This window comes from Marixanthomonas sp. SCSIO 43207, from assembly GCF_019904255.1.
In the GTDB taxonomy this organism is placed as follows: Bacteria; Bacteroidota; Bacteroidia; order Flavobacteriales; family Flavobacteriaceae; genus Marixanthomonas.
Map to the genome: position 1 here is coordinate 1,984,985 of NZ_CP063203.1, position 19,456 is coordinate 2,004,440.

The following is a 19,456-nucleotide window of genomic DNA, read 5'->3' on the forward strand; positions in this document are numbered from 1 at the left end:
TAAATCTTCAGAATGACCGTTACTTTTTTTAGCTGTTATACACAAGGTTTTCAACTTTTTTTGAAGATTTTTTATATTATATTACTGTTACTTTATAAGAATGTTATTTTTTCTCACACAGTTAATTGTATTTTTGAGCAAACACTTTCTTTTTATGAAACAATTTTCCTTTTTGCTTTTTACCTTACTATTTGTTTATTCTGTTAGTGCACAAGTGGTAATCAATGAGTTTGACACCGATACAGATGGTCAAGATTTTGAAGAGTTTGTAGAATTAAAAACAGATGTACCAAACACCAATCTTGATGATTATGTTTTGGTGTTTTTTAATGGATCTGAAAGTGGTGGCGATAGTAGTTACTTAGCATTTGATCTAGATGGTTTTTCAACAGATATTAATGGGATTTTGGTAATAGGAAGTAGTACCGTTTCTCCTGTTCCTGAATTTTTAATCCCACCGGCAATAATTCAGAATGGAGCCGATGCAGTAGCTATTTATGAAGGAAGCGAAGCAGATTTTCCAGAAGGAACTTTAGCAACAACAATAAATTTGATTGATGCTCTAGCATATGATACAAATGACGCAGATGATACTAATTTAATGGCCTTATTGGGGCTAACAGAACAGATCAATGAAGGAGAAAATGGAAACCAAACAACCGAATCTATTCAACGTAACCCCGACGGAACATATATAGTAACAACTCCTACACCCGGAGCCTTAAATGATGGTAGTGGTGTAGACTTAAATGGGGTTTCATTTACTACAAACCAACAGGAGTACACAGAAGGCGACACTATGATAATCACATTTACTACAGAACAGGCTGTGAGTAGTGATCTTAATTTTCAGTTTACGTTAACAAATGACTCATTTACTACTGAAGATTTTACAGGTAACACTTCTGTATTTATTCCTGAAGGAATGTCTGAAACTACAGTTACAATTCAATTATTAGAAGATGGAATCAACGATGGAGATGAATTTGCTGAAATTGATATACAAACGTTGCCCCAAGAATACAATCGCCTTATTGATAATGTGGAGTTTTTGGTAGTAGATTTAGATTTTACAGTTGCTCCGTGGGGAACTCCTATTGACCCTACTTTTGATCTAGTAGAAAGCACTGAGCCTGAAGCCTATTACAATTCATTAGGGGGTTTAGCAGATGGTGATTTAAGGCAAGCAATTCAAGATATTATTGCAAACCCTGCAACCGTTAGAAGCCAAACCTATGCAGATGCCATTGATATATTAAAAGACGCTGATCAAAACCCAGAAAACAGTAATGAAGTTTGGTTGTTATACACAGAACAGCCAAGAGCCAAAGTAGATTTTCAAGATCTTGGCGGTAGTAATGTAGGAAAATGGAATAGGGAGCATACTTATCCACGCTCAAGAGGCGGTTTTTTTGAAATAGAAGCAGATGAAGTTGCAGATGGTATAAACATCTTTGTTGCCACCAATGCAGATTCTCTTCGTCATGGAATTTCAGATGCACATGCGTTACGCGCTGTTGATGGTCCCGAAAACAGCTCTAGAGGTAATCAAGATTATGGTGAATATTCAGGACCTTCCGGAAATTTAGGAAGTTTTAAAGGAGATGTTGCAAGAGCTGTGTTGTTTTTGGCTGTGCGCTATAATGATATTGATGTGGTTGATGGAGACCCGCCAAACACAACAGAAGGAGAATTAGGTGACTTACAAACGCTCTTAGAATGGCACAGAAATGATCCGCCAGATGATTTTGAAATGAATAGAAACAATATTGTTTATACTTGGCAATTCAACAGAAATCCATTTATTGATCGCCCTATTTTGGTTGAGCATATCTGGGGAAATCTTCAAGGTGAAACATATGAACTTCCGCTAACAATTGAAGAAAATTCACTTTCTGAAGTAATTATGTATCCCAATCCTGTTTCAGAAACCTTACATATAAAAGGAATTTCAGAAAAAACTGAGTTGAGTATATATTCTGTTGATGGAAAAAAAATTGAACATCAAACTCTTACAAAAGATAAAGAAGTGCAACTTAATTATCAAGCTGGAGCCTATATAGTGATTCTAGTTTCAAAAAATAATACCGAGGTGAAACACATAATCGTTAAATAATGAGCAAAACCGTTAATCTCTATAGGATTAATGGATTGTTATTTAGTAATTATTAGTATATTGCACAGACTGATTATTAATGTATTATATTAAAAATTATGAAAAAAACTTACCTATTATTAGCATGTAGTTTAATATGCTTTACTTCCCTTCTAGCGCAGCAAAAACTTCCTCCTACAGAAGTTATTACTGGAACTTATTTGGGAAAAACAATGCCTCTTAGAGAGTTTGCAAAGCTTAAGCCTGAAGAAAGAAAAAGTGAAACGGTAGAGGTAATGGTGCCTAACGACTCTAGAACTCAAATGGAGCACGTAGAAACAACTACTATTTTAAATAACCTTCAAACCAAAACAGGAAAAATAAAAACTAGAGATATTGAACAAAATTTTATTGGAGTTTCTCAGTCTGAATCTGGTTTTTTACCTCCAGATCCAACTGGAGCCGTAGGTCCTGATTATTATGTGCATTCTGTTAACTCATTAGTAAAAATATTTGATAAGCAAGGAAATCTAGAAGTAGGTCCTACAAGTCTAGCTGCTTTTTTAGGTATTAACAGTAATGCAGGTGACCCTATAATTTTATATGATCAATTAGCAGAGCGCTGGGTTGTGAGTGAATTTGGTTCATTAAACAACTCTTTGGCAATTGGTGTTTCTGAAACGAGTGACCCAACAGGAGCTTATAATGTATATCAATATCAATTTAGCGGTTTTCCAGATTATCCTAAATACGGATTATGGCATGATGGTTATTATGGAACCGTAAACCTTAACGGTCAAACTACACAAGCATTTGTGATGGACCGAAATGAAATGTTAATTGGTGGAGCAAATCCAACCATTCAAATTTTTAACCTACCACAAATTGTAGTAAACCCTAACCAAGTAAAAAGTCCTGGTGCAGTGAGTTTACTAGGAACAAATGTTGATACATCAGCTCCAGGTTATATTGTTTATTTACAAGATGATGGATGGACAAGTCAAATTACATTTGACCATTTAAAAATTTGGGAAATTGACGTAGACTGGGATAATGCTAACAATTCAACTGTATCACAACCATTAGAAATTGCTACAGATCCTTTTGATGCTGGTGAGCTTTTTGGTAACGGAAATGGAGCAATACGCCAACCAGGAACTTCTCAACGTTTAGCAGGACACGGAGGTATTATCTCTTTCCCAACACACTACAGAAGTTTTGCAGATCACAACTCGTGGTTAATAACATTCAACACTTTTATTGATAATAATGAAACTGGAGGAATAAGATGGATTGAACTACGTAATGATGATGTAAGTGATTGGAGTATTTTCCAAGAAGGTACCTATTCTATAGCAGATGGTCACAGTCGTTTAATGAGTAGTGCAGCAATGGATGCATTAGGAAATATAGGAATGGCTTATACAACAGCTAGTGAAACGCTACCTGTATCACTTCGTTATACGGGAAGATTTAATGGAGACCCATTAGGTCAAATGACTGTAGCAGAAACTACAATAATCGATGGCCCTGGAATACGTAACAACTCAAACCGTTATGGAGATTATTCACATATGGTATTAGATCCAGATGAGTTTACTTTTTGGTTTACTTCAGATTATTTTTCATCTTTAAATAACTGGAGAACACAAATTGCAGCGTTCTCATTAAGTGGAGGATTTGCAACTGACGTTGGTGTTAGTAATATTTCACAACCAGAAGATGGTGTATTAAGTAATGACGAAACAATTGAAGTAACTATAAGAAACTTTGGTACCGATGCACAAAGCAATATTCCGGTAGAATTAGTTGTAGATGGAAATACTGTAGCAAACGAAGTGTTTTCAGGAACTATAGAAGCTAACGAAACTGCAACCTATACTTTTACTGAAACTGTAGATTTATCAACTCCAGAAACTACTTATACTATTGAAGTATTTACAGAATTAAGTGGAGACGAGTTTGCTGACAATAACGGTATAACAAAAGAAGTAAGAAGTTTACTAGCTACAGATGTAGGTCTTTCAGCTATAAACTCACCAGTAACTGGAACTAGCTTAGGAGAACAAACAGTTTCTGTAGAGGTTAACAACTTTGGAGCAAATCCACAGTCAAACTTTGAAATACAATATAGCCTTGATGGTGCTACACCAGTTGTAGAAACTGTAACTGAAACCATTAATGCAGGTGAATCAATTACTTTTGATTTTAACGAAACAGTAATTTTTGATGAAATTAGAGAATACGAAATTGAAGTAAGCACCAATTTAACAGGTGATCAACAACCAGCAAACAACACTATTACTGAAACAGTAGAAAATATTTACTGTCAGCCAGAGTTAAACTGTAGCTTTGGTGATGGATTCAGGTTAGTTTCTATAGCAGAAATTAATAACCCATCAGAGTGTGAAGGATATGGTGATTTCAGAAATCAAATAGCAAATATCTCTGCTGGTAGCACTAACGACCTTACAATTACTACAGGCTATGGAAGACAGTACGTAAAAGTTTGGATAGATTTTAATGATGATTTTGAATTTAGTAGTAATGAAGTTGTAGTTCAAAACGTTGAAATTGCACCTGGAGAAAACGTTGGAACATTTACTGAAACATTGAGTTTGGTTGTACCATCAGATGCACCTATAGGAGAGCACATAATGCGTTTAAGAAGTAAAAGAGGAGTGCCAGTTCCTAATGACAGTTGTGATGATAGCGGTATAGGTGAAATAGAAGATTATACTGTAAACATTGGAGAACTAGGAGTTAATGATTATCAAATCTCAAGCTCAGAGCTAGTTGTAACTACAACTAATAATAAACAATTTGATGTATCATTAAATACGTTATTTGATGGTGGTGTATTCTTAGAGGTTTACAACACGTTGGGACAGCGTATTGCTTTTAACAAAGCAGTTTCAAAAGATGGAGGATCTTATAAAGTTTCTCTAGATATGTCACAAGTTGCAAGTGGTGTTTACATCATTAAAATGGGTGGACAGTCTACAACAAGCTATAAAACAGCTAGAATAGTGGTTAAATAATTAAATATAAACCACATAGAATAAAAAAAGCATCCTTTCACAAGGATGCTTTTTTAGTTTTAAAAAAGGTAAGTTTACTTAATAATTACTTTCTTAACAATCTTTTTATCTGAAGAAATAAGGTGTAAAAGATATACGCCTCTATTTAATCCAGAAACATCAATAGCGCCTGTTGCTTGTTGATTAATTACCTTTCTTCCTGCTACATCAAAAAGAATATAATTTTCAAAACCAAGACCTGTGTTTGTTTCTATATACAGAGTTTCTGAAGCAGGATTAGGATAAATAGCTGTTGTAGCTGTAGAAAACTCTTCAGTAGATAATAAACCCCATCTATCCTCTGCTTGTGGGCCTCCCCAAATAATGGTAGCTAAAATAGGATTGTCTATAAAAGGATTTCTGTTTCCGTAGATGTTTTCTAAATAAGGATTACGTTGATCTTCCAATTCACTCACCGGATCTTCAACATTCCATTGCAAAAACAACTGAAGCATATCTGTAGATCCTTGTGTACTTCCATTACCCACCAAGCTAGGTAAACAACGGTCGCCATATCGAGTATACATATACATCATAATACGCGCAACATCACCTTTCCACTCATCACCTGGATACCAAGCGCCACCACTTACAGATCCTGCGTTGCCACTTCCTGAACCAAATTTTTTATTTCCTCTATTTCCGTTTGCTTGCACATCTGAAGGACGTAAGTTATGAGGATCGGCACCTATACCGGTTGTTCCACTGCTTGTCCCGCCCATTGATGGATTTGCTAGAGATCGCGGAAATGTGTGTTCTCTATTGTACTCACAAGTTCCTCCTCCAAAATCATCTTTGTCACGACTTCTATCTGTTACACAATTTCCATCATTGTCATTGTAACCATAAATTAATAATACGTTTGCTGCATTTTCGGGATCTTCATCTGTTACTTTTACTGCATCTTTAACATCATTGTAAGTAAAAGTATTATTATTAATATCAATCTTATCTTGAAGCTCAAAATATAAATCTTGGCCGGTTAAGGACAAATCTACATCATTGTAATAAGGTTGCTGAGCGCTGGTAGCATAAGCAACTAATAGAATTGGGATAAGTAATAGTTTTTTCATTGTTTGGGTTTTATTTATTTTGAAGTAATGCTATATAAAAACCGTCAAAACCAGATTTGCTAGCATAAATCTTTTCTTCATTTACAAGGGAGAAGTTTTTTCCGGCTTCACTGCTTAAAAAAGTAGAAACTTGCTCACTATTTTCTGAAGGTAAAATAGAACAAGTTGCATATACCAATTGCCCACCAGGTTTTACCATATTTGAATAAGAAGTAAGAATCTCTTGTTGTGTATCTTTAATTGTATTTAAAAATTCGGGTTGTAATTTCCATTTGGCATCTGGGTTACGTTTTAAAACACCCAATCCTGAACAGGGCGCATCAATTAAAACCTTATCTGCAGAGCCTTTAAGCTTTTTGATAACTTTTGTTGAATCAATTAAACGAGTTTCAATATTGTGAGCACCATTTCTACGAGCTCTACGTTTTAATTCTTTTAATTTATTACCATAGATATCAAGAGCGATAACTTGACCTTTATTTTCCATCAAGGCTGCCAAATGTAAACTTTTACCACCTGCACCTGCACAGGCGTCAATTACGCGCATTCCTGGTTTCGGGTTTAAAATTTCTGCAACTTTTTGAGAAGAAGCATCTTGAACTTCAAACCATCCTTTCTTAAAAGCATCTGTAATAAATACATTTGCTCGTTCTTTGAGTTTTAATGCATAAGGGTAACCTTCAATTGTTACGGTATCAATATCTTGATCAAAAAGCTCATTTTGAACTTCTTTTACACTAGCTTTTAAAGTGTTAACACGCAGGACAACATCTGCTAATTGATTTAAAGCTGCAATTTCAGAAGTCCATTTTTTGCCTAATTCTGCTTCACCAAGTTTGTCTAACCAATCTGGGATAGACTCTCGGTATTTTCTTATTTTGGAAAGCTCGTCAAATTTGCCTTTTATGCGTCGAGTAGGGGTAGCTTCAAATTGTGGCCAATCAGGGATTTTAATTCCGTTGAGTGTTGCCCATACCGCAAATAGACGAAATAGATTGGCGCGGTCAAAAGGTTCTTTTACTTCGGCTATTTCAGCATATAACCGTTTCCAGCGTACAATATCATAGGTAGTTTCGGCAATAAAACTTCTATCACGTGAACCCCAGCGTTTATCACGTTTGAGCGTGTCTTTAAGCACTTTATCAGCTTGTTTGTTTTCATTAAAGATTAAATGCAGTGCATCTACTGTTGCAAATACTAAATTTCGGTGTAGCCTCATTGTTTTAAATTGGTTTGCAAAGGTATTATAATCCCATCGTTTTATTTATTTTTGGCATAAAAATTTACAAATGCGCTTACTTCCCAGTTTATTGCTTTTACTAAGCATAATTTCCTGTACATCAAATAAGTCAAAAAAATTTACTTCGGTTAATATTGAACCTGTATTTACAGATAGTCTCAGCATACGAGCAATTACACCGCTTGATGAAAATAGAGTTTGGTTTGCTGCCGATAAAGGAATAGTAGGGCTCATTGATAATAAACAACCTAAACTTGCCACGATTAAATATGAAGACTCATTACTTCACTTTCGTTCTATTGCAGCGACAGATTCAGCAGTTTTTGTGTTGAGTATTGCAAATCCTGCTGTATTGTATAAAATTGGATTTGATGGAACAAAAGCGACAAATATTCAAGAAGTCTATACCGAAACAGGGGAGAAGGTTTTTTATGATTCTATGAAGTTTTGGAACAACGAAGAAGGTATAGCTATGGGAGATCCTATTGATGGATGCTTATCTATAATTTTAACTAAAAACGGAGGAGATACCTGGAAAAAACTATCCTGTGATAACCTGCCAAAAGTAGAAAGTGGTGAGGCAGCTTTTGCGGCAAGTAACAGTAACATATCGTTGTATAAAGATAACGTTTGGATTGCTACCGGCGGTAAACGAGCTCGTATTTTCCATTCAAGTAACAAAGGGAAGGATTGGGAAGTTTTTGAAACTCCTATCATTCAAGGAAAAGCTATGACAGGCATTTATAGCGTTCATTTTTTTGATAATAAAACAGGAATTATTTTTGGCGGAGACTGGGAGCAAAAAAACTACAATGAAGGAAATAAAGCTATTACAAAAGATGGTGGTAAAACGTGGAATTTGATAAGCAATGGAAATGAACCTGGATATAGATCATCGGTCAAATTTGTACCCAATACTAATGGAAATGATATAGTAGCCGTAGGATCACCAGGAATTTCATATAGCAATGATCAAGGTGAAACATGGCAAGAACTTTCTGAACAAGGCTTTTACGCTCTTGAGTTTGTAAATGACAGCATCGCTTTTGCTAGTGGCGCCAATAAGATTGTAAAACTTCTATTTAAATAGTAAAAGGGAACATAGTGTTATTATGCTCCCTTTTATCTAAACAAAAACCAACCAATTATTTTTTATTCCGTTTGCGTTCTCTATAGCGTTTAAGCAATTCTTTTTTAAAATCTTCTTCAGCTTTTTTAAGGTTAATTATTTTTGCAGGCGAAATAATTTTTTTTAACTCAGAGATTAATTCTTTACGGTATTGTAATTCTCTTTGTTCTAGTTGCATTTCGCAATCAATTAAGGTGTTAGCTTCAGAAGTACTCATGGCGTCAACACCGTTTTTTAATTTTGAATAAATTTGTTCTTTCTTAGTTCGGTGCAATTGATGCATTTTCTCTTCGTAAGCATTATAAACTGGCCAAAATTTTTCTGCTTCTTTTGAAGAAAACTGAAGCTCTTCGGTAATATGAGCTGTTTTTAATGCTTTTATTTTTTTATGCCATTCATCCCTATCGTTTTTTTGTGCAAAAACGGTCGAGGTAGCTATCAATAATAGAATAAGTAGTTGTTTCATATTATTCGTTTAATAAGGTGGATTCATCTACAGTATCTAGCAGGTAACTTTCCATTTCTTCTTCAGAAATTGTTTCAGAATCATAATTTAAAATATCATCATTACTTTCAGAAAGTAAATTGGAAACATCATATACATCATAATCAAGTTGTCCCGCATTAATATAATTTTCAATGGCTAAATAGTCTACCGTGTTTGCGTTAAGTGTAATTGATTCTTGTTTGTTAAATAGCAAAACTAGTAGGGTAATAGATGCTGCAATTGCCACTGCATATTTCACTTTACTTGTAAATAGGGAGCGTACTTTGGTTTGTTTTTCTGAAATCTCTTCACGTTGTAAGAGGCGATCATCAAAAGCATCAAAATAGTCATCAGGAACAGCAAAACCTGTGTCTTTTGGTAGATTTTCTAATTCAATTTTACTGAATAGATTTTCTTCAAAAGAATCAAAATAGTCTTCTGGAACTTTAAAACCGTGTGTATGCTTTTTTTTGTTCATTTATGTTTTGACTAAAAAAAACCTAAAAGGTTTCATTTGCTTTTAAATATTCGGTTATTTTCTTTACAGCAATGTGATAACTACTTTTTAATCCGCCTACAGATGTTTCTAGAATTTCAGATAGTTCGTCATAGGTATGATCGTCAAAATACTTCATATTAAATACCAATTGTTGTTTTGGAGGTAGGGATGCAATTGCCTTTTGTAATTGCAACTGGATGGTTTTTCCTTCAAAATAAACGTCTGTTTCTAGGTTTTTTAACGTACTTTCTTTAATCTCTTCAGATGAAATTTGTTTACGTTTTGCACGCTTGTTAATAAACGTTATTGATTCATTGGTTGCAATGCGATACATCCAAGTATAAAGCTTGCTGTCTCCTTTAAATGAATCTATATTCCTATAAATTTTGATGAATGTATTTTGTAAAACATCATCTGTGTCATCGTGATTTAATACTATTTTACGAATATGCCAATAGAGCTGTTTTTTATATTGAGATACAAGTTCTCTAAAAGCAGCTTCTTTTTGTTTGCTATTTTGTAAAGCCGTTACTAAATCTTGCTCTGTAACCAAAAATTAATGTTTTATTCTATTAGTATGACTATCTAAAAATAGAAAGGTTTAATGACAAATGGTGTCTATTTATGAAAGAATTAAATTATTTCAAAATATCGACAAAATGCAATATTTTAAGATAAAAAGCATAAAATGTTTTTTTGTAGGAAAATATTTACTAGTTTTGAAAAACACTACTTATGTGTTTGTTTATGTTATAAGCCTCAAGTATAACATAACAACTTAAAAACGGGTCTAAGCGGGGGCTGACCCGTTTTTTTATATATTATTTTTTTATTCTGAAGCTAATTTTAGATGTAAGAAATTAACTATTAAATAAATTAAAAACATCGATGAAATGCATTTTTAAAAGATAAAGTGCAATTTTTTTTGCAGAATAGTAAAAAAGAATTTATATTTGAATCGTATAACTTACTTATGAAACGTTATTACGTCCCCCAAATGTAATGACAGTATTAAAAAAAGAGCGGAGCCCCAACTGCTCTTTTTTTTTATGCTAATGATTGCATTTCTACCAAGCTTTGATAGACTCCTTTTTTAGCCAGTAATTCACTGTGTTTCCCTTGTTCAACAATTTTTCCTTTAGAAAGAACAACTATCTTATCTGCATTTTGAATGGTGGATAGTCTATGAGCAATAACTACAGAAGTTCGGTTTTGCATCATTTTTTCCAGTGCGTCTTGTACCAACCTTTCACTTTCAGTATCCAAAGCAGATGTGGCTTCATCAAGGATCATAATAGGAGGGTTTTTTAAAACCGCTCTGGCAATACTTAAACGTTGTTTTTGTCCACCACTTAACTTATTACCGCTATCTCCTATATTGGTTTCTATACCATTGGGAAGCTCTTTAACAAACTCCCAAGCATTGGCAATTTTTAAAGCTTCTTCTATTTCTTCTTCAGTAGCGTTTTCTTTGGCGACAAGTAAGTTCTCTTTTATAGTGTCATTAAATAAAATAGAATCTTGCGTTACTAGACCTAGCAAGCTTCGTAAGGAGTGCTGTGATATTTTTTTAATATCTGTTCCGTCAATGCTAATAGCTCCCTTGTTCACATCATAAAACCGAGTGATTAAATTGGCGATGGTACTTTTTCCACTTCCGCTTTGTCCTACCAATGCGATGGTGTGCCCCTTGGGAACTGTTAATGAAAAATCATGTAGCACATAATCTTCTTCATATTTGAATGAAATATTCTTTAATTCAATGCTATTAGAAAAAGTATTCTTTTGTATAGCATCTGGAGCATCTTGAATGGTTGACTCCGTTTCCAAAATTTCTAAAACTCGCTCAGCAGCTGCATTTCCTTTTTTAACACCATAGCTAGCTTTACTAATTGCTTTTGCAGGGGTTAAAATTTGATAAGCAAGTCCCATGTAGACAATAAACAACTCGGGTTGTAAGCTTTTTTCAACCAATACCATATGACCGCCATACCATAATATAACAGCAATAACAACTATACCCAAAAATTCACTTGTAGGTGAGGCAAGGTTTTGTCTATTTACTAAAGAGTTTGAAAATTTATAAAATCTAGAAGTAGATTCATTGAATTTTCGGTTAAAAATACCTTCTGCATTAAACCCTTTAATAATTTTTAAACCACCTAATGTTTCTTCCAAAATTGATAAAAAATACCCCTGTTCTTTTTGAACACGATCAGATTTCTTTTTTAAACTTTTTCCAATTCTAGAAATAATCAATCCCGATATAGGGATAAAAATAAATACAAATAGCGTGAGCTTAGCACTTATTAAAACCATAGCTACAATGGCAAATAGTATGGTAAGGGGTTCGCGCACAATCAATTCTAAAATTGATAAAAAAGAATGTTGAATTTCTAATACATCACTTGTGATTCTAGCAATTGTGTCTCCTTTTCTTTTTTCAGAATAAAAAGACACGGGTAGGTCTATAGTTTTTTTATACAGATCATTTCTTAGGTCTTTTAGTACGCCATTGCGCAAAAAGGTGATAAAGTACATGGCTAAATAGCCAAAAAGGTTTTTTAGCAAGAACATTCCTATTACAAGAATGACCATAAAAATAAGAACGTCTTGAGTACCTTCTTGAGCTTGTTGTGTAACAAAGAAATTTAAGTATTCTTCAAAATAATCTTTAGCATTTAAAAGGCCTTCCCACTCTGGTGCAGTTTCTCTACGCTTGGTATTGTCAAAAAGAACCGAAAGCATAGGAAATAATGATACCATTGCCAAAGTACCAAACAAAGCATAAAAGATGTTTGACAAAATATTCATCCACGCATATCCTTTGTAAGGTTGTGCGTAGCGTAGTATTTTTTTAAAATATTTCACTAGTTAATGTTTAAGTGCGTACTAATGTTTTTAATTTTTTTCTCAAGCTGTTTTGCAGCGGCCTCACCTGTAGCTTGTGATTGCACACTCATATAAAACTTGATTTTTGGTTCTGTTCCGCTAGGACGCATAGCTATTTTGCTGCCGTCTTCGGTATAGTAAATAAGTACGTTTGATTTTGGAATATCAAGCTTTTGTGTTGTTTTTGACGGAAACGTAGTTGCTAGTTGTTTTTGTAAATCTTCAAATCTAATTACTTTACTTCCGGCTATTTCGGTAAATGGTTTTTCACGTAAAGTAGTCATCATTTCAGAAATTTCTTCAGCACCCTTTTTACCTTTTTTTACTAAGGATACTAAGTGTTCTTTATAGATTCCATACTCTTCATAAATAGATTGAAGGTATTCAAATAAACTGCTTCCGGCTTCCTTTTTCTGTGCTGCAATTTCGCAAGCTAATAGGGTAGCTGTAACAGCGTCTTTATCTCGTACAAAATCACCTACCATAAACCCAAAGCTTTCTTCACCGCCGCCAATAAATTCTAATTCGGGAAAATCTTTTACCATTTTTGCAATCCATTTAAAGCCTGTAAGGCCTTCTTTGTAAATTACTTGGTATGATTGGGCTAGTTTCTGCATCATAGGTGTAGAAACAACGGTAGAAGCGATAAATTGTTTGCCATTTAACTTATCAGCTTTCTTATACGCCTCAAGCAAAAAGTGTGTTTTAAGTATCATGGCTTGATTACCATTAAGCAAAGTCATTTGTCCTTCTGTATCTCTTACGGCTATACCAAGTCTGTCACAATCTGGATCGGTACCTATTACAATATCGGCATGTTTTTTATCTGCAAGTTCGAGTGCCATTTTTAAAGCTTCCGGCTCTTCTGGATTAGGTGATGCCACAGTAGGAAAATCACCATCTGGCTGAGCTTGTTCTTCAACAATTGTAACATTTTTATAACCAGCTTGTTCTAGTACCTTCGGAATCATAGTAATGGAGGTACCGTGCAATGAAGTAAATACAATCTTGAGGTTGTCTTTTGCTTTTTCTGAAGTATTAAAACTTCCGTTTTTAATTGATGCTTTGGCAAAAGCATTATCAATTTCAGAATCTATCGATTGAATTTTTTCTGAATCTGCTTTAAAATTAATGTCTGAATATTCTAAAGAGTTTATTTCAGCAATAATTTCGCCATCTTGCGGAGGAACCAATTGACCACCATCTTGCCAATACACTTTGTAGCCGTTATATTCTGGCGGGTTATGCGAAGCAGTCAACACAATACCACAATGGCAGTTAAGGTGTTTTACGGCAAATGAAAGTTCTGGTGTAGGTCGCAGATCTGAAAACAAAAAGACTTCAATACCATTTGCTGAAAATACATTTGCAACTACCTGTGCCAATTCTTTACTGTTATGACGACAATCGTAGGCAATTGCAACCTTAATGTGTTCATTAGAAAATTGTTTTTTTAGGTAATTAGAAAGTCCTTGAGTGTTTTTTCCGAGGGTGTATTTATTGATTCGATTATCACCAACGCCCATTATACCGCGCATACCGCCTGTGCCAAAAGCCAAATTTTTATAAAAACTGTCTTCAAGACCTTGTGGGTCGTGAGCGATCATTTCTTTGATGGTATGCTGTGTTTTGTCATCAAAAAAAGGGGTAAGCCACTTGTTAACGCGCTCTAATATGCTGGGATCTACGTAAATCATTTGTTTGTTTTAAACTGCAAAAATACAGAAACCAATTCGTTATTCTTTAACGTTTCGGTGTTCTTTAATAATGTAGCTTTTTGAATCTTTTTTGCTTCGTAAGATGAGTTCACCCAAAAAGCCAGCAAGGAAAAGTTGCGTTCCTAAAACCATTGCTGTAAGAGCAATAAAAAATTCAGGTCGCTCGGTCAAAAGACGAGCTTTTGTGTGTATGAATAATTTGTCAATACCTAGATATAATGCAAAACAGAACCCTACAAAAAGCATAAAGGCACCCCAAGCTCCAAAAAGATGCATCGGTCTTTTTCCGAAGCGTGATAAAAACGAAATGGTGATTAAATCTAAAAAACCGCGTATAAACCGTTCTGCGCCAAACTTTGTGGTGCCATATTTTCTGGCTTGATGCTGTACTACTTTTTCACCAATTTTATTAAAACCGGCGTTTTTGGCCAATACCGGTATGTATCTGTGCATTTCACCGGTTACCTCAATAGTTTTTATAACCTTATTTTTATAGGCTTTAAGCCCACAATTAAAATCGTGTAATTGTACGCCCGATGTTTTTCTGGCAGCAAAATTAAAGAGCTTTGAAGGCATGTTTTTTGCCACTACCGAATCATATCTTTTTTTCTTCCATCCAGATACCAAATCATATTTTTCATTTACAATCATATGATACAGCTCTGGAATTTCTTCAGGATTATCTTGCAAATCGGCGTCCATAGTAATAACTACATCACCAATAGCTAGAGCAAAACCGGCGTGTAGGGCTTGTGACTTTCCGAAGTTTTTTAAAAAACGAATAGCCTTTACCTCTTTATGTTCACGAGAAAGGTTGTCAATTATATCCCAAGAGTCATCATTGCTACCGTCGTCAATAAAGATGAGTTCATATAAAAAGCCATTGGATTGCATAACGTTTGCAATCCAATGGTATAACTCGTTTATGGATTCTTCTTCATTAAGAAGAGGAATGACGATGGATATATTCATAAAAAAATTATTCGTGGTTTGGTCTAGGTTGTTTCATAATTAGACCCGCTATTAGTGAAATGATAAACCCAAAAAATAGTGACGCAATTAATCCCATTGCAAACATAATCCAAGGACTCATAAACTTTTCAGTCATTCCCATTGCCATATCCATTTGTTCTTGCGTCATATTTGGATTTTGTTCAATCATTTTTTCTTGAGTTACCTCTAGCATTTGAGTAATAAAATCTGGTTCAATAACTGTAATAAAGATGTAGGTAAATATTGAGCCGATTATTCCTGAAACTATCGCAATAACAAGTCCCGTTTTAAGTGCTTCACCTAATGATAGAAAACCACCATTATCTTTTTTAAATGCTTTTAGGCCATATATGATACAAACAGCCATAAATATGAAATTAAGCACAGATTGCCACCAAGGTTGGTCTAGGTGTAAGCCTAGAACGTAAACAATTACAGATAAGCCTACAACTAATAAGGCTAGTATAAGGCCGTAATTAAAGCCTATCTTTTTAACAGATGCAGTTTGATTTTCCATATTATGAAGTTTTTTTGGTTTCGGTTAGTTAGTAAACAAAAGTAGTAAATTGTTACGGTTTATTTTCTTGAAAAGTTTTTTCTGTACAATTTATTAAATTAGGTGTTATTTTTCTTTTCAAAAAAAGAAGAATAATTATTGGCAGTTTATTAAAAATAATTAAATTTGCATTCTCAAAATTGAGACCCTATTAAAAAGATAACGAGATGAAAAAAGGTATCCATCCAGAAAATTATAGATTAGTTGCATTTAAAGATATGTCTAACGACGATGTTTTTTTAACTAAATCTACTGCAGAAACGAAAGAGACGATCGAGGTTGACGGTACAGAATACCCATTGGTGAAGTTGGAAATTTCTAGAACTTCTCACCCATATTACACTGGTAAAGCTAAATTACTTGATACCGCAGGGCGTATTGATAAGTTTAAAAACAAATACGCAAAATTTAAAAAATCTCCTAAGAAAGAAGAAGCTAAAGATAGCGAATAATCTTTTTTTGATATAATATTGGTAAGCCTTCGTATTTACGAGGGCTTTTTTTATTGAATAAAATGAATAAAAATTCAATCCAGTAACACTTCATATAATTGTATCTTTGTTATGAGATAAATTAGCATTATGAACTATATTCTTTTTGACGGCGCTGTACGCAATCAATTATTACCCTTTACATTCACACGGCCAGTAGCAGATATTCGCATAGGCATATTAACTATTCGTGAAAAATGGGAACACTTGTTGGGTTTTACCACAACTACGATTACAGAAGATTACCTTTCTGAAAAATACCCTATGGTTGAAATGGAGCAAAATGTATTGATCAACGCATCTTTTCTTCCTTCAGAAAACCTAGTCAATATTGTTAAGTCTCTTACCGAAAATCAAGCTATCTTTTTTGAAGATGAACCCATTGCCTTTTATACTACCGAAGATCAAGAAGTTGATTTTGATACCTATGATGTGATTCAATACACTTACGATGATGTGTTGCGTATAGAACATTCTTGGGATATTTTTTCAAAAAATCATGATGCTATAAAAAGAGATTTTGATTTATTAACAAAGGGAAGAGAGTCGCAACCTATCCCCGAAATGGCTGTGGCATTTAATAAAGAAAACATTTTTATAGAAGAAGGAGCCAAACTTCCTCTATGCTCCTTAAACGCTACAGAAGGACCTATTTATATTGGTAAAAATGCCGAAATTATGGAAGGATCTATGATTAGAGGTCCGTTTGCGCTTTGTAATAACGCAACTGTAAAAATGAATGCAAAAATTTATACAGGTTGTACCATTGGGCCATACAGTAAAGTAGGAGGTGAGTTAAATAACTCTGTAATTATGGGGTATTCAAATAAAGGTCATGATGGGTTTTTGGGTAATTCTGTAATAGGTGAGTGGTGTAACCTAGGTGCCGATACCAATAATAGCAACCTTAAAAACAACTATGCAGAGGTGCGCCTATGGGATTATGAAACCGAAGGTTTTGCCAGAACCGGATTACAATTTTGTGGATTGATGATGGGTGATCACAGTAAATGTGGCATTAATACCATGTTTAATACGGGTACGGTAGTAGGTGTGAGTGCTAATATCTTCGGAAGCGGTTTTCCACGTAATTTTGTACCTAGCTTTAGCTGGGGCGGAAGCGGAGGAATGACAACTTATAAAACCAATAAGGCATTTGAAGTTGCCAAAGTGGTTATGGCAAGAAGAAATAAAACTTTTTCTGAAATGGACGCTACTATTTTAGAATACGTATTTGAAGAAACTGCTAAGTGGCGACGTAGCTAGTAAAAATATAAAAAGTATACAGCTAAGCCTACAGTCAAAGATATTACTATTCCATAAGTAATTACTACTTTTTTGTGCTGTAGCGATGCTTCTGTTTTTAACTTTTTCTTGAATTCTTCAAACTCCTTAGGAGACATTTTTTTGTGATCAATAAACTTTCCGTAAACAGATTGTGAGTCAGTTTTTTTATCAAAATATTTGTTGCGGCTGGCAAGCTGCTTTGCGTTGTTTTTAAGCGTTTGTATCATTGCCAAAGCAGAACCTCCAAAACCCATATAAGTTTATTTTTCTTTTTTTACGTGTTTTAAAAATAAAAAATTCTGTGGATTAATTCCTAGGCCGGAAACTTTTTTGTTTACAAACCGAATGGCCATATCATAATACAGTGGTACTACTGGCGCTTCTTTAATAAGTATTGAATCCATTTTTGTATACAACTCTTTTCTTCTTTCAACATCTGAAATAGTTAAAGAATGTTCATACAAACTATCAAAAGCTGTGTTTTTAAAGTGAGTGTAGTTAGGACCGTTTGGGGTAAAATTTTTACTGTAAAATAAAGAAAGATAATTTTCTGCATCTGGATAATCTGCAATCCAACTGGCTCTAAAAATATCAAGCTCGCCAGTACTTTTCATTTGCCGAAGGGTAGAAGGTGGCATAACATCAATAGTTACAGCAATTCCAATTTTTTCAAGTTCGCGTTGAATGTATTCACAAATGTCAAGATACTGGCTATTGGTTCCAATGGTGATTTCTGGTTGTAAATCGCCAGTGTCTTTTTTATATTGTTCAATAAGTTTTCGTGCTTTATCGGGGTTATAGTCAAAACCATCAATAGAAGCAAAACCCGGAAGCCCTTTAGGAATAAAACCATGTGTGGCAGGTATTCCCATTCCGTTGCGTAGGTAAGTTATCATTTTCTGTCTGTCAAAACTATAATTTACTGCTTGACGTAGCGTTTTAGAGTTTATTTCAGGAGTGTTGGTTTCCATAAAAAAACCTAAATATTCTGTGTTTAAATATGGTGTTGTTAGCAGCTTTACACGGTCTTTGTATTTTTCTTGTAGTTTTCCTTGTGTGGTTATTATTTCATCTTTATATGAATTATCTAAACCTGAAATGAAATCTAATTTACCTTGAGCAAACTCTAAAAACTCACTTTGTTTATCTGGTAAAAAAGTTATAGCTACCGCTTCTAAATATGGAAGTTGATTGCCTTGATCGTCAATTTCAAAATACAGTGGATTTTTCCGAAGTACTAGTTTTATATTTTCTTCCCACATTTTAAATTGAAAAGGTCCTGTACCTACAGGATTGCTTCTAAATTCATTTCCGTATATATTTATAGCTTCTTCGGGCACTACCGAACAATATCGCATGGATAATAACCCTAGAAAAGCAGGAAAAGGTTTTTTTAATTGAATAATGAGGGTCGAGTCATTTATAGCTTTATAATAGTCTACCGTATTCATAACCCAACTACCTGGAGAAGCAACTTGCTCATCGGTTAGCCTGTCAAAACTAAAAACAAAATCGTGCGCTGTTACAGTTCGGGTAGAGTCTTTGCCAAAGGCTTTGTTTTTATGAAAATAGACATCATCACGCAAATAAAAAGTGTACGTAAAAGTACTATCATTAACTTCCCATCTTTTGGCAATATCTGGTTGTATATTAAGAGAGTCATCAAGTTGTACAAGCCCATTAAATAATTGATTAGAAGGCCATATATTTTGTGGGTTTCTTGCAAATGCGGGATCTAGAGAGCTTATATTACTATGTTCATTATACCTAAAAACCAAATGGTCTTTATTGTTTTTACTTTCATTACTGCAAGATAAAACCAATAGTAATATGCAAATTACTGATACTGTGTTGATTGTTTTACTGAGTTGTTGTAGCATAGATTTTCGTGAAACGAATATAGTTTGTAATTTTGC

General features: G+C 34.2%; 16 protein-coding genes. 5 read left to right on the plus strand and 11 right to left on the minus strand.

The window, feature by feature from the left end:
- Positions 1 to 154: 154 nt before the first annotated feature.
- Both INR76_RS09280 and INR76_RS09285 read left to right on the plus strand, forming a co-directional pair.
- Entirely contained in the window at positions 155 to 2,116 is a 1,962-nt protein-coding gene (locus INR76_RS09280; protein ID WP_223107626.1) for an endonuclease, read from the plus strand.
- Positions 2,117 to 2,214: 98 nt separating this feature from the next.
- Positions 2,215 to 5,136, plus strand: a complete 2,922-nt coding sequence (locus INR76_RS09285) for a GEVED domain-containing protein (protein WP_223107627.1) — start codon at positions 2,215 to 2,217, stop codon at positions 5,134 to 5,136.
- A gap of 74 nt (positions 5,137 to 5,210) precedes the next feature.
- On the opposite strand, the gene INR76_RS09290 is transcribed toward INR76_RS09285, so the two are convergent.
- Both INR76_RS09290 and INR76_RS09295 read right to left on the minus strand, forming a co-directional pair.
- Entirely contained in the window at positions 5,211 to 6,248 is a 1,038-nt protein-coding gene (locus tag INR76_RS09290; RefSeq protein ID WP_223107628.1) for an endonuclease, read from the minus strand.
- 10 nt (positions 6,249 to 6,258) lie between these two features.
- Positions 6,259 to 7,467 carry an RsmB/NOP family class I SAM-dependent RNA methyltransferase gene (locus tag INR76_RS09295; RefSeq protein ID WP_223107629.1) on the minus strand — a complete coding sequence of 403 codons (1,209 nt, stop codon included), beginning with the start codon at positions 7,465 to 7,467 and terminating at the stop codon, positions 6,259 to 6,261.
- Between the two features lie 70 nt (positions 7,468 to 7,537).
- On the opposite strand from INR76_RS09295, the gene INR76_RS09300 reads away from it, so the two are divergent.
- Complete coding sequence (locus INR76_RS09300) at positions 7,538 to 8,578, plus strand: oxidoreductase (RefSeq protein WP_223107630.1); 1,041 nt, start codon at positions 7,538 to 7,540, stop codon at positions 8,576 to 8,578.
- A gap of 55 nt (positions 8,579 to 8,633) precedes the next feature.
- Here INR76_RS09300 and INR76_RS09305 read toward each other — a convergent pair whose 3' ends face one another.
- From INR76_RS09305 to INR76_RS09335, 7 genes are all read right to left on the minus strand, one after another.
- Positions 8,634 to 9,083, minus strand: a complete 450-nt coding sequence (locus INR76_RS09305) for a sensor of ECF-type sigma factor (protein ID WP_223107631.1) — start codon at positions 9,081 to 9,083, stop codon at positions 8,634 to 8,636.
- Between the two features lies 1 nt (position 9,084).
- Positions 9,085 to 9,582: a hypothetical protein gene (locus tag INR76_RS09310; protein WP_223107632.1), complete on the minus strand. Its 498-nt coding sequence runs from the start codon at positions 9,580 to 9,582 to the stop codon at positions 9,085 to 9,087.
- Positions 9,583 to 9,604: 22 nt separating this feature from the next.
- The gene (locus tag INR76_RS09315) at positions 9,605 to 10,156 is read right to left on the minus strand and encodes an RNA polymerase sigma factor (RefSeq protein WP_223107633.1); all 552 of its coding nucleotides are present in this window, start codon (positions 10,154 to 10,156) and stop codon (positions 9,605 to 9,607) included.
- 494 nt (positions 10,157 to 10,650) lie between these two features.
- Positions 10,651 to 12,474, minus strand: a complete 1,824-nt coding sequence (locus tag INR76_RS09320; RefSeq protein ID WP_223107635.1) for an ABC transporter ATP-binding protein — start codon at positions 12,472 to 12,474, stop codon at positions 10,651 to 10,653.
- Complete coding sequence (locus INR76_RS09325) at positions 12,474 to 14,192, minus strand: phospho-sugar mutase (protein WP_223107636.1); 1,719 nt, start codon at positions 14,190 to 14,192, stop codon at positions 12,474 to 12,476. Before INR76_RS09325 ends, INR76_RS09320 begins: the two co-directional genes overlap by 1 nt.
- A 39-nt stretch (positions 14,193 to 14,231) precedes the next feature.
- A complete protein-coding gene (locus INR76_RS09330) occupies positions 14,232 to 15,185 on the minus strand; it encodes a glycosyltransferase family 2 protein (RefSeq protein ID WP_223107637.1) in 954 nt (317 codons plus the stop codon).
- A gap of 7 nt (positions 15,186 to 15,192) precedes the next feature.
- Positions 15,193 to 15,723 carry a DUF4199 domain-containing protein gene (locus INR76_RS09335; protein ID WP_223107638.1) on the minus strand — a complete coding sequence of 177 codons (531 nt, stop codon included), beginning with the start codon at positions 15,721 to 15,723 and terminating at the stop codon, positions 15,193 to 15,195.
- 206 nt (positions 15,724 to 15,929) lie between these two features.
- Here INR76_RS09335 and INR76_RS09340 point away from each other — a divergent pair, with 206 nt between their 5' ends.
- Positions 15,930 to 16,214, plus strand: coding sequence for a type B 50S ribosomal protein L31 (locus tag INR76_RS09340; protein WP_223107639.1), 285 nt, complete (start codon positions 15,930 to 15,932; stop codon positions 16,212 to 16,214).
- 129 nt (positions 16,215 to 16,343) lie between these two features.
- Positions 16,344 to 17,519 (plus strand): GlmU family protein, encoded by a 1,176-nt coding sequence (locus INR76_RS09345; RefSeq protein ID WP_223107640.1) that lies wholly within the window; start codon positions 16,344 to 16,346, stop codon positions 17,517 to 17,519.
- On the opposite strand, the gene INR76_RS09350 is transcribed toward INR76_RS09345, so the two are convergent.
- Complete coding sequence (locus INR76_RS09350) at positions 17,516 to 17,794, minus strand: hypothetical protein (protein WP_223107641.1); 279 nt, start codon at positions 17,792 to 17,794, stop codon at positions 17,516 to 17,518. The genes INR76_RS09345 and INR76_RS09350 overlap by 4 nt on opposite strands.
- Positions 17,795 to 17,800: 6 nt before the next feature.
- Entirely contained in the window at positions 17,801 to 19,420 is a 1,620-nt protein-coding gene (locus INR76_RS09355) for an ABC transporter substrate-binding protein (RefSeq protein WP_223107642.1), read from the minus strand.
- Positions 19,421 to 19,456: the final 36 nt, after the last annotated feature.